This window comes from Muricoccus vinaceus (assembly GCF_042433125.1).
GTDB lineage: Bacteria > Pseudomonadota > Alphaproteobacteria > Acetobacterales > Acetobacteraceae > Roseomonas > Roseomonas vinacea.
In genome coordinates, this window is the sequence record NZ_JBHLVZ010000054.1 from 1 (window position 1) to 11,434 (window position 11,434).

General features: G+C 65.4%; 11 protein-coding genes and 1 pseudogene. 6 read left to right on the forward strand and 6 right to left on the reverse strand.

Annotated elements, in window-relative coordinates; all coding sequences use genetic code 11:
* Window positions 1–157 precede the first annotated feature (157 nt).
* Entirely contained in the window at window positions 158–511 is a 354-nt protein-coding gene (locus ACFFIC_RS16905) for a COG3415 family protein (protein ID WP_377052453.1), read from the reverse strand.
* Between the two features lie 241 nt (window positions 512–752).
* On the opposite strand from ACFFIC_RS16905, the gene terL reads away from it, so the two are divergent.
* Window positions 753–1,562, forward strand: coding sequence for a phage terminase large subunit (gene terL / locus ACFFIC_RS16910; protein ID WP_377052435.1), 810 nt, complete (start codon window positions 753–755; stop codon window positions 1,560–1,562).
* 60 nt (window positions 1,563–1,622) lie between these two features.
* Here the strand turns inward: terL and ACFFIC_RS16915 are convergent, their stop codons facing one another.
* The 3 genes from ACFFIC_RS16915 to rsgA all read right to left on the reverse strand — a co-directional run bounded on the left by ACFFIC_RS16915 (window position 1,623) and on the right by rsgA (window position 6,080).
* Window positions 1,623–2,717, reverse strand: a complete 1,095-nt coding sequence (locus ACFFIC_RS16915; RefSeq protein ID WP_377052437.1) for a nucleoside hydrolase-like domain-containing protein — start codon at window positions 2,715–2,717, stop codon at window positions 1,623–1,625.
* Between the two features lie 349 nt (window positions 2,718–3,066).
* The gene (gene hflX / locus ACFFIC_RS16920) at window positions 3,067–4,425 is read right to left on the reverse strand and encodes a GTPase HflX (protein WP_377052439.1); all 1,359 of its coding nucleotides are present in this window, start codon (window positions 4,423–4,425) and stop codon (window positions 3,067–3,069) included.
* Between the two features lie 581 nt (window positions 4,426–5,006).
* The gene (gene rsgA / locus ACFFIC_RS16925; RefSeq protein WP_377052441.1) at window positions 5,007–6,080 is read right to left on the reverse strand and encodes a ribosome small subunit-dependent GTPase A; all 1,074 of its coding nucleotides are present in this window, start codon (window positions 6,078–6,080) and stop codon (window positions 5,007–5,009) included.
* Between the two features lie 213 nt (window positions 6,081–6,293).
* On the opposite strand from rsgA, the gene ACFFIC_RS16930 reads away from it, so the two are divergent.
* The gene (locus tag ACFFIC_RS16930) at window positions 6,294–7,100 is read left to right on the forward strand and encodes an IS5 family transposase (RefSeq protein ID WP_377052443.1); all 807 of its coding nucleotides are present in this window, start codon (window positions 6,294–6,296) and stop codon (window positions 7,098–7,100) included.
* Window positions 7,101–7,260: 160 nt separating this feature from the next.
* Here the strand turns inward: ACFFIC_RS16930 and ACFFIC_RS16935 are convergent, their stop codons facing one another.
* Window positions 7,261–7,941, reverse strand: coding sequence for a recombinase family protein (locus ACFFIC_RS16935; RefSeq protein WP_377052445.1), 681 nt, complete (start codon window positions 7,939–7,941; stop codon window positions 7,261–7,263).
* A 52-nt stretch (window positions 7,942–7,993) separates the two neighbouring features.
* Here ACFFIC_RS16935 and ACFFIC_RS16940 point away from each other — a divergent pair, with 52 nt between their 5' ends.
* The 3 genes and pseudogenes from ACFFIC_RS16940 to ACFFIC_RS16950 all read left to right on the forward strand — a co-directional run.
* Window positions 7,994–9,004: a DUF1206 domain-containing protein gene (locus ACFFIC_RS16940; protein ID WP_377052447.1), complete on the forward strand. Its 1,011-nt coding sequence runs from the start codon at window positions 7,994–7,996 to the stop codon at window positions 9,002–9,004.
* A 354-nt stretch (window positions 9,005–9,358) separates the two neighbouring features.
* Entirely contained in the window at window positions 9,359–9,556 is a 198-nt protein-coding gene (locus tag ACFFIC_RS16945) for a hypothetical protein (RefSeq protein WP_377052449.1), read from the forward strand.
* A gap of 72 nt (window positions 9,557–9,628) precedes the next feature.
* Window positions 9,629–9,856: pseudogene (locus ACFFIC_RS16950) on the forward strand (transposase); the annotation flags it as partial.
* Here ACFFIC_RS16950 and ACFFIC_RS16955 read toward each other — a convergent pair.
* On the reverse strand, window positions 9,855–9,962 hold the full coding sequence (locus tag ACFFIC_RS16955) for a DUF2934 domain-containing protein (protein WP_377052455.1): 108 nt from the start codon (window positions 9,960–9,962) through the stop codon (window positions 9,855–9,857). The pseudogene ACFFIC_RS16950 and the gene ACFFIC_RS16955 sit on opposite strands and share 2 nt — an antisense overlap.
* A gap of 589 nt (window positions 9,963–10,551) precedes the next feature.
* On the opposite strand from ACFFIC_RS16955, the gene ACFFIC_RS16960 reads away from it, so the two are divergent.
* Window positions 10,552–11,148 (forward strand): hypothetical protein, encoded by a 597-nt coding sequence (locus ACFFIC_RS16960; RefSeq protein ID WP_377052451.1) that lies wholly within the window; start codon window positions 10,552–10,554, stop codon window positions 11,146–11,148.
* Window positions 11,149–11,434: the final 286 nt, after the last annotated feature.

Sequence of the window (11,434 nt, forward strand, 5' to 3'; positions counted from 1 at the left end):
CGCTCGCCCCGTGGTCCCCAGCCGTAGCGGCGGATCATGTTCGTGGCCGCGCCGGTCTCATCGAGAAAGACGAAGCGCTCGGGGTCCATGTAGCGCTGCCAGACCCGCCAGTGGTGTCGATGGGCCGCGACGTCGGGCCGGTCCTGCTCGGCCGCCCTCAGGCTCTTTTTTTATGCGACTGGTCGAGCCGCTTCAGCATGGTCCAGATCGTCATCAGCGAAACCGGCGCCACGCCGCGCTCGATCAGGGCTGCCCGGATCTCGGCCAAGGTGATCCCCTTCCGGCTGGCCGTCAGCTCCCGCAGGAACTCTTCCTGCCCGGCCAGCAACGGCTTGCGGTAGCCGCCGATCTTGGCAGGAGCCGTGCTGCCGGTCTGGCGTACTCGCCGCACCAGCTTGATCGCCGCCGACGCGCTGACCGCGAAGCGGGCTGCCGCCTCCCGTGCCGAGGCGCCCTCCTCCACAGCCCGAACCAGGCGCTTGCGCAAGTCCTGTGACAGGGGTGCCGTCATCACCAGCCTCGCTGCTCCATCAACAGCGTCGAATCAGAACCCGCGAGTCCATGCAAGCCTGAAGTGCTCTAGGGAGGAGGCGGACAGCGAGGCCAGACGGAACCGCGTCTGGGAATGGTACCAGGACGACCTCCGCACCCGCCTCCGGCCCGGCGCCGCCATCGTGGTGGTGCAGACCCGGTAGCACCAGGACGACCTCTCGGGCCGGCTGTTGGAGGCGCAGCGGGAGCACTGGCGGGTGGTGTCGCTCCCCCCCGAGGCCAAGGAGGGTGACCCGCTGGGCCGAGCACCGGGCGAGATGCTTTGGGCCGACGACACCTACGGCTATGCCGCTTCCCTCGCCCGCGTGAAGGCGGAGGCGAGCACCCGCAGCTGGGCGGCGCTCTACCAGCAGCGGCCTGTCCCGGACACGGGTGACTACTTCCAGGCGGCCTGGCTGCACCCGACGGACAGCCTGCCCGACCGCACCACACTCCGGGTCTATGGCGGCTCGGATTACGCGGTCACCTCTGGCAGGGGTGACTCGACCGTGCATGTGGTGGTCGGCATGGACCCGCAAGGACGGCTCTGGCTGCTGGATCTCTGGCGCGGGCAGGCGGTGGCCGACGCTTGGATCGAGGCGTTCTGCGACCTGGTCCGACGCTGGCGGCCGATTGGCTGGGCCGAGGAGACGGGGCAGATCAGGGCCGGTGTGGGTCCGTTCCTGGAGAGGCGCATGAGGGAGCGCGGCGCCTATGTGGCGCGACATCCCTTCCCCACCCGCGGGGACAAGGCCGTGCGGGCGCAGTCGCTCCGAGGTCGCATGGCGTTGGATGGCTTGCACGTGCCGCGCGCGGCACCCTGGCGCCAAGCCTTCGAGGCGGAGCTGCTGAGCTTTCCCGCCGGCAAGCACGACGACCAGGTGGATGCCCTCGGGCTGGTGGGGCAGCTGCTCGACCGCATGGTCCGCGGCACCCCCGCCAAGCGCCAGGAGCCTGCACGCCGGGACGGATACTCGCGCCTGTTCGGCCGCGACTACGACGAGGTGGGCAGGTCGTGGAAGACCGTCTGATGACCCCACCGTCATGCCGATTGTTTCCTCACCAGCCAGCACAGAACGGCGGTTACAAGTTCATTTGCTCTTGGCGGCCTGAGCACGGTCGAACCGAGCCGCAAAGTCGGCCAGGAAGGCGCCTTTGTGGTCGGCCACCGTCTTGGCACCATAATAGCTGCCATAGCTCAGTGCAGGGTTACGGCTGTCCGTCCAGTAGAGCGGCCCAGAGGCGACATACGAGCCACCCCAGCCGCGTGCCTCCGGCTGGTCGGGATTGCGCCCAGGGTCGATGAGATAGAGGACGGAAAAGCTGTCACCCATCTTCAAGCCATCGGTACGCCGGGTGCCGTCGAAATCGCCGTAGAGATCCTGCGTGGACGCCATGAAGAAGTCGCCGAGCTTGCCGTGGCCTTCGGCGTTCGCGGCAGGCCAGGCGCGGTCAGGCGTGTTGGCGCCACTGGGCGGAGCGTAGATGCCTCGCCCGCTGGTGGCACCATCGATCCACCAGAGCCGGCCTTTCCAGTGCTCCTGGAGGTAGCGATGCGCGTTCGGGTCCTGACCATCCACGCCGCTGGAGATGAGCCGAATGTTTCGAACGATCGATGGATCGTCGTGGAGTGCCTGCGCCAGATCAGCGTGACTGCCCCAGGTCAGGACGTAAAGCAGGTTGCTCGGGCTGGCAGTTCTCGCAGCCGCCACGATGGCCCGAGACGCTTGCGTCGGCCTGGAGAAGCCCGCCGCTGGCTGTAGGGTGGATGAGCCCTCATGGACACGACTGTGAAGCCGAGCGGCACTCGGATAGTCTGCCGAGTGGGTGAGAAGCCTGCCACGATCTGCCTCGTAAGCCGAGATCACCGAGCGGATTGCAGACACCCGCCCCGAGCCCAGCATCGCCGCGGACGAGCCCAAACCCACGATGTCCAGCACGTCGGAGTAGAGCAGCAGATGGACGAGGCTCTGCAGGTCGTCCTTGTCCGAGCCACCGGCATCGGTGGTGACAAAGACGCGCGGCTTCGTTGTGCCATCCACAGTCAGTTGGACGGGTCGAAGGGCGGCCTCATGCGGGGCAGCCGCCACAATGGCGGGGAAGGCGGTCAGGCTCAACCCTGTCCGCAGAATGCGGCGGCGGGATAGAGCCAAGTCTGCAGCAACTGGGGTTTTGCTCGCCGTCATGGGTCGACCCTCTCCCCGGGGGAGCCCCGGCACGGAGGCGCTGGACCTACCAGGTTCCATCGTTCTCGGAAGCCTCAGTATGAGACCGCGAGCCAGTGTTCACCACCCACCAACGACCGTTGCTCGGTGGTGAACACCTCTCCTGCCTCCAACGCGACTGCTCAAAGCTTGCGGCAGGCAGGCCGGCTCAGCGCCAAACTTGAACGGCTTCCGGCATCTCGCTACCTCAAGCCGATAGGCTGCTCCCAGCCGTCGGGAAACACTTTCCTCACACCTGAGCGCAGCGGCTGCCGATGCTACAGCCGCCATGGTGATGGTGACGCCCCTGGGTACTGCCGGTATCCGAGCCTCAGGGCGCGGCAAGACTACGTCGTAGCCGCATGATGGCACCAGGAAGGCCGCGCACCTTCAGCACCCGACCGGTTTCGCCATAGTCTTCGGACAGGACCCGCGTGCTTTCATACACCTCGCCGATCAAGCTCTGCTTCGCGTAGGGCAGAACCAATACATCCTCGACCATTTCCGCCTCGAAGAATGCGATAAGGGTGTCTCGCAGCACGCTCACATCATCGGACGCATGCGCGGACAGCAGGATCGCGTCCGGATGCTTCTCGATCAGCGCGGCACGCCCGGCAGCGTCCACCCGGTCCATCTTGTTCAGTACCAGGCGGGACGGCACCACATCCGCCCCGATCTCACGCAGCACGCTGCGGCTCACCTCCAACTGCGCCTCATAGGTTGGGTCAGACGCGTCTACCACGAACAGCAGCAGCGAGGCTTCCAACGCCTCTGTCAGGGTGGAGCGGAACGAGGCGACCAGGTCATGTGGCAGCTGCTTGATGAAGCCAACCGTGTCCGAAATGAGCACGCGCGGCCGGGTTTCCGGCTGCAGGATGCGGACCGTCGTGTCGAGGGTGGCAAACAGCTTGTCCTCCACCAGCACTTGACTGCCGGTTAAAGCCCGCATCAGGGAGGACTTACCCGCATTTGTGTAGCCAACCAGCGCCACCCGCAGCTGATCGCGACGGGCGGAGCGGCGATGATCGCTGTCGCGCTGCACCGCCTCCAGCTGGTCCTTCAGCTCCGCGAGCCGGTCGCGGATCTTGCGGCGGTCGAGATCGAGAGTGCTTTCGCCCGCGCCGGGCCCCTGCTGACGTCCGCCGCCGCCCGAGGATTCCCGCAGGCGGGGCGCCACGTACTTCAGGCGCGCCATCTCCACTTGGAGCTTCGCCTCGCGAGTGTTGGCGTGGCGGTGGAAGATCTCGACGATAACACCGGTGCGGTCCAGCACCTGAGCACCGGTTGCCCGTTCCAGGTTGCGGATTTGGCTGGGTGACAGCTCGTGGTCGACAATGACGAACTCGGGCTTGCGGGCAGCGTCGGGATCAGGCTTGGCGAGGTCGGCGGCGTCGGCGTCGGCCGCACCTTCGAACCGCTGCCGTGCCTTTGACCTTGGGGGCGGTGCCATCGAGCCGACCACACCGGTGCCGCCTGTCAATGCTGCGAGCTCCGCCAACTTGCCAGTGCCCAGCAACGACCCAGCGCCGGTACCCTCGCGGCGCTGCGATACGGTACCCACCACCTCGTAGCCCAGCGTCTTTACCAGGCGTCCCAGTTCCTCAAGACTGGCAGCATGCGCGACGTCACCAACCTCCGGTGTTTGAATGCCAACTAGAACAGCGAGTGGAATGGGTGGTTTGGTCTCCATAGCGAGGACGTAGCACGGATTGCGCCGAAGTTTGAAAAATGTACCCGCTCTGGCGGACCTGAGGCTCGGTGAAAGGCCGCTTCACCCCTGCCCGCTCGACCCTGATTGCCTCACACATGGCAAGCATTACCCGGCGCGTTGCACCGCCCCTTCGCCTGCCCCGCCGTTCGCCACGCCCCTCCTCGCAATCAAATCGACGGCCCGGCGCGCCTAACGTCCGCTCCGTTTCCTGGTGCTCCGGAAAGCGGAACGGCTGCTTACGGCTCACCCTGACCCTGCCGCAAAGCGCCCAGCCCGAACCGGCCGCGCTCGGGTTGAGCTTTTCAGGAAGTGCACATTGACAGGATCGGGTTGCTCCCACTCGGCCGCTCTCGGATGAGAGGCTCAGATCAACCAAGTGTCTGTACCTGTCCTGAGCCCCCCTACGTCCCTGGAGGCCGCCGCAGTAGATGAAGTTCGAGCTATGACCACACTCTGTAGTCGAGCGAGGAAAATGCTGCCGGCCAGAAAACCAGCTTTATGCAGCAAAACCAGTCCCACAGAATGCGGCCATTCCTGTAGGCCCTGATTGTCGACAGAGTTTATGAACGCAGATCCCGCAAATCTTTCTTGCTGGACCGATAGGACCTCTGCAGCGCAGCCAGGCGACGGCGTTCAACCTCCTGCGACATCTGGTCCTTCGCCAGCGCCAACGCTGCCAGTTCCATGCTTAACTTCTGGAAATGCGCCCAGCGCCCGGCGTCGAGGAAGCCTTCGTCCAGCGCTTTGCGTATCGCACAGCCTGGTTCGCTGCTGTGCCCGCAGTCGCCAAACCGGCAATTCTGGGCCAGGTGTTCTATGTCGTCGAAAACCGTGCTGAGACCCTCATCTGCGTCAATCAGTCCCACCTCGCGTATGCCAGGCGTGTCGAGGATCAGCCCTCCGCCAGGTAGCAGGACGAGTTGGCGATGGCTGGTGGTGTGACGCCCCCGGGCGTCTGCAGCACGGATTTCCTGGGTTGCCATGCGCTCCTCACCCAGTAGCGCATTCACCAGAGTGGATTTGCCGACGCCGGACGAGCCAATCAGCACGCAGGTCTCCCCTGGCGAAAGGTGATCCAGCAGGCCGCCCAGGCCAAGGCCCTTCAGGACCGAAACGACCAGCACCGGGCAGCCCGCAGCCAGAGTGGCTATCTTGGCGGCCTCGGCCTCGGGTTGCTCACACAGGTCGGCCTTGGTCAGCACCACCACTGGCCGCGCACCGCTCTGCCAGGCAGCCGCGAGGAAGCGCTCGAGGCGACGTGGACTGAATTCCGCGTTCATCGAGGTGACGACGAAAACGACGTCAATGTTGGCGGCGATGACCTGCAGTGTCTGCACGCTGTCGGCCGCTCGACGGACGAAGGCCGTGCGGCGGGGCAGGACGGCATGGATAATGGCGGTGCCTTCGTCGGCGTTCGCGGACAAAGCCACCCAGTCGCCGGCGGCCGGATGACCTGCCTCCCGAGCCTCGTGGCGCAGGCGGCCGGAGAGTCTGGCACTCAGATTGCCAGCACCCGTGACCACCAAATTCGTTTCGCGCTGCTGAAGGATGATACGCCCGGGAAGGTAGCCAGCGTGCGCATGCGGCTCAAAGGAGAGCCGCAGCGCATCGGACCAGCCATACTGTTCGATCAAAGGTGGCACTCTCACAGGGGATGGGCACTCTAGCATAAGGAGGCGGCAAGGAGACCTTTGAGGCTATGGTTGGGGAGGCTACCAGCCCGACAACTGCGCGGGAAGTTGCTTGTATCGACCACGATAGCGTCGGCATACCTTGCTAAGCAGTTGATGTTGTTCTGCTAGAGGCTGTTATGGACCTGCCCTGGTGTAACGTTCAGGTTTACAGGCGTGAGTGCCCGCAGGCCGTATCCTTCTGACGTTTTCGATGATGAGTGGGCACTGGTCGCCCCCTACCTAACGTTGCTGACCCAGGATGCGGGCCAGCGCGAGCACAGCTTGCGCGAAGCGTTCAACGGCCTGCGGCACATCCTCAAAACCGGTGCGCCGTGGCGCTGGATGCCCAATGATCTACCGCCGTGGGCGGCCGTGTATCAGCAGGCTCAGCGCTGGCTGGCGCCCGGTTGCTTTGACGCCCTGGCCGACGATCTGCGGGCTGTGCTGCGCCTGGCTGCCGGGCGCACGGCAGAGCCGAGTGCCGCCATCCTGGACAGCCGCACGCTGCGCTCCACGCCCGAGTCCGGCGAGCGGGCCGGGTATGACGGAGCCAAGCGCAAGCGCGGCTCCAAGCTGCACTTGGCGGTGGACACGCTGGGGCACCTGCTGGCGCTGCACGTCAGCAAGGCGAGTGCGGATGATCGTGCCGAGGTCGGCCGTCTTGTTGAAACCGTCCAGGAGGCCACGGGCGACAGCGTCAGCCTCGCCTACGTGGACCAGGGCTACACGGGTGATCGCGCGGCCGGAGCTGCCAAGGCGCACGGTATCGAGTTGGAAGTCGTCAGGCTGCCCGAAGCCAAGAAGGGTTTCGTGCTGCTACCACGGCGCTGGGTCGTGGAACGCTCCTTTGCCTGGGCAACGCGCTTCCGTCGCTTGGTCAAGGATTACGAGCGCTACGCCTCAACACTCGCAGACATGCATCGCGTCGCCTTCGTCTGCCTCATGCTCAGCAAGGCCGCTCAACTGGCCACCGGTCCATAACAGCCTCTAGATGATGGTCACGCCAGTCGCGGGAATGTATTCGCTGTTTTTGCTAGATCAAAACATGCGACAGGCTGCGTTACTCGGCAACAGCCTAAAAGATGCCTTTCCGCTATCGACAATACTTGTGCCAGTGCCATTCAGCTGGGCTCACCGGCAGCTACGCCGCGAGCCGCTCGACGATTCGCGCCAAGGTGGTATGCGTCCGCACCGTCCCTCCTCGTGGTGTCGGCACCCCTTGTTTGGTCAGTGCCCGCGCAAGTCCCTGGTGCGTGGTGACGCCCTTGGCCCGGATTGCCCCCACCTCCAGCGCAAGCCGATGCGCCGTGCGAGTTGCCTTCTCTTTGCGAGGCTCTGCAGTTGCGGCAGCACAGGGCGGTGCAGGTGGCTTCCACCCCTGATCCCCGCCCAGCACGGCGCCCCTCGCCCGTGCCGCAGCCAACGCCACCCGGGTGTGCTCCGAGATGAGCTCTCGCTCCTTCTGCGCCATGGCCCCGTAGACCCGCATCATCATGCCGTCCGCGCCTGGCATGTCGGCCGCACGGATCGAGATCCCCTCCGTCAACAGCCCAGAAAGGGTGTGAGCGCCCCGGGTAATCCGATCGAGCCGCGCTGCGACCGGCACCGCCCCGAGCTTTCGGCAGCGTGTTAGCGCCGCCTGAAACCCTGGCCTGCGGTCGTCCTTGCCCGAGACAATGTCCTGGTGCTCGGTGACCGGCGCCCAGCCTTCCCGCTCGACGAAGGCACGGACGCTGGCCTGCCGTGCCTCCAGCCCGAGACCTGAGTGCCCCTGCTCGGCCATGGACACCCGGTACATCGCCGCGCCACCCGTTTCGGCCATCCTGTGTTCAGCGCTCTGCGTCCGGCATGAATTCAGCTTCGGGAGCTATGCCATGCAATTCGGTCGGCTTCGGCAGTCGCAGTGGGCTCTGCTAAACCAAATCTACCTTCCCCTGTGCACCCGAACCGGCACCGCCCTATCGCGTTTCCAGGATAAGCAGAAGAACCGTGCAGGCATCGTGACCCCCGGTTCACGGCGGCTGCACAGACCGGGGGTCACGATGCTGGCAAATCGCAATCGCCTTGAACTGCTCGCCCGCGGTGGGTACGCAGCCCGCGGCCTCGTCAGCCTGATCATCGGAGTGCTGGCTTTGCTGGCCGCGATGGGTCAGGGCGGTGAGGTGACCGGCTCGAAGGGCGCTCTGCAGACGCTTTTCTCACAGCCATCAGGGGCTGCCCTGCTCGCAGTTGTGGCGCTCGGCCTCCTCGGTTTCGCGCTCTGGCGCGCACTCCAGTCGATCCTGGATGCCGACGGGCTGGGCCGGTCGTGGCGGGCCATCGTCACTCGTGCCGGGCAGCTGGTTTCGGCCGGCGTTTATGTCGGCCTTGGCATCTTCGCGGTGAGCCTCATTGTGGGAACGAGTTCTGGCGGGGAGGAGGAACAGGCAACCCGAGATTGGACGCGTTGGCTCCTCAGCCAGATCTTCGGCCGCTGGCTGGTCAGTGCTGTCGGGCTGGCCGTCCTCGGAGCTTCCCTAGGTATGGTCGCCAAGGCTTGGACGGCTTCCTTCCGCAAACACCTCTCCTGCAGCCCGGACGTCGCCGCCTGGGTCATCCCGCTGGGCCGTGCCGGTTATGCCGCACGGGCGGCGGTGTTCCTCATCATTGGCGGCTTTCTGCTTGTCGCCGCATGGCAATCCGATCCCAACGAGGCCCGCGGCCTTGGAGGAGCCCTACTTGCCCTGCAGGAGCAGCCCTTTGGACGCATCCTCTTCGGGTTGGTATCCCTCGGGCTCATGGCCTTCGGGGCTTTCGAATTTGCCGAAGCAGCCTACCGGCGCATTGTCACTCCTCATGATGTGGACCTTCTGAAGGCCACAGTTCCTGGTCTTGGGCGCTCCTGAAGCTGTCGGGTCAGTCAGGAAGTCCGCCCTCCTGCAAGGTCGCACCCGGTGCGGCCGAGAGCGCGTGGCGAGCAGTGTCGGCTTGGTGACAATAAAAGTGGAGTTTCAGCGCGGGCGCGGACGACCTGATGATGCGAGTCTACGCCACGATGGCATAAAAGGAGCGGGAGCTGATCTCGGAGCGCACCCGGGTGGCGCCGGCGGCGGCGCGCGTGAGAGGGGCGATGCTTGGTGAGGACAGGTGGTGGAGGCCGGCCTCGCCGTTCTGTTCGGCTGCTGCGGCTAGAGCACTTCATGCTTGCACGGACGCGCGGGTTCTGATTCGAAGCTGTTGATGAAGCAGCGAGGCTGGTGATGACGGCACCTCTGTCACAGGATTTGCACAAGCGCCCGGTCCGGGCTGTTGAGGAGGGCGCTTCGGCACGGGAGGCGGCAGCCCGCTTCGTCGTCAGTGCCTCGGCAGCGATCAAGCTCGCGCAGCGGGTGCGCCAGACCAGCAGCACCGCTCCTGCCAAGATCGGCGGCTACCGCAAGCCGCTGCTGGCAGATTAGGAGGAGTGAGGTGGTCTCCGGATATCGGACAGGTGGTCAAGCTCGGTCCGCCTGCGAGAAGGACCGACCCGGATGACGGGCAAGCAGACGCGGTATTCGGCGGAGTTCAAGGCCAAAGTGGCGCTGGAAGCGCTGCGGGGTGAACTGTGTGACCGCACAGTTGGCGGCCAAGCACGGCATTCACCAGATGCTGGCGGGTGAGTGGAAGCGGCAGGCCATGGAGGGCTGACGGCGGTGTTTTCCGGCAAGTCGGCGGTGCAGAAGAGCGCAAAGGCGACCGAGGCGGACGTTGAGAAGCTCATCTCCAGTGAACGTCCGCCCGTCCTTCAGGACGTCCCTCCTCAAGCCAGAGGAAGTATGCGTGTTTGCGGATGCGCTCTTCGCATTCACTCCGGACGTCTGACATGGCGACCTCCTGCTACCGCATTGCCGCAGCCTTTATCTGGCAATGGAAACGGTTCAAGGCATCTCTGAGCCTCATCTTCCGGTTGGTCATCGTGCTTGAGGGGCTGCTGACAGTGTGAGTTTTGCCCGCTTTTGCTGAATTTTCGGCAGCCTTCGCAAGCCGAACCCGGGCGAGCTCCCTACCCTGCTGGGCCTGGCACTCATCTATTCAACACGCGTGTGATCTTTGACCGCTACGGCCAGAACGACAATGCCACCTTCAAGCGCTGTGGTCAGAGCGGCGGCAAAGTCGGGGCCGCCCATCCCAGCGCGCGGGGCGATCCAGGACCGCAGTGACCCGCTCGCCTTCCTTCGTCCGCTCGAGGGTGAACACGCACATCGTCCAGCCCTCGATCTTCGGAACCGCAGCCAGAGCCAGCCCGCTTCAGCGCGGCTCGTATGTCGGCACCGGGTCCAAGGCGGAAGGTTCGGCCGGCGTCGCGGACCACCTCCCGCTAGCAGGGGACGGGCAGTCCTCGGCCGCTTCCGACCCTTTTAGGACCTCCCCGCCCCACTTCCTGCCGAACACAAACCGGGAGCATCAGCCTCCCATGAGCGGTTCAGACATCACACCCCGGGCTATCCGCGACGTCCTGGCTCCATTCGGAGCGCTCCGCCCACAGTTTCCCTTCGACTGGACCGGAAAGGTCACGCTCCATCCCTCGCTGACCCGCTTCTACGAGGATGTCGGTCCCCATGGGGAGGACGGGCTGCATGGCTCCGATGGGCTGACTATCCCAACCACCGGCAACCCGTTCGAGATCGCTCCGCTGGCCCGGCTTGGGAACGGCAGGCTGGCTGCCGCTGGCATGGCCTGGGCGGTGAGCGCGTGGCGGAATGGCGGAACGAGTGGCTGGTCGTGGCCGACCAAGAGGGGCGATCCCTTCATCCTCGACCAAACGAGCGGGGCGGTCCTGCACGCGCAGCATGGGGAGGGCTCATGGAAGCCGGAGCCGATGTTCGCGGACGTGTTCGTCACGGCGCTGATCCTGGGCACCATCGGCGCCGTGCACGAGGGCGGCGGTGAGAAGGTCTACAAGGAGGGGCTCGAGGCGCGGCCGGAGTGGCAGGCCGCGTCGCGCACGCGGCTCGCCCCTACCCTCGGCGCGATCAAGGCCGATACGGTAGCCTCCCGCCTCGGCTGGTAGCTGGGCGGGTGTCGGTCCAATAACCCTCTCCACTCGGTTTGTGCCATGAAGTACCGCTTCCCGGAGGGCGACAACGCCACGCGAATGGCCGGGATCAGCGCAAAGGTGTCATGGCGGAGTTTAGCCGGAAGCGGCATGCCGCTTTTCGGTGGAGCATCCGGAGAAGTGGCCGCGGGCAGGACGGGCCCTGATTGGCCGCCCACGCGCCTCGCCCTGGCGCCCCGCGCTTGCCCGCCTTAAGGGCAGGCACGATGTCCCGCCGCGTCCTCGCTCTCCTCCTCCTCGC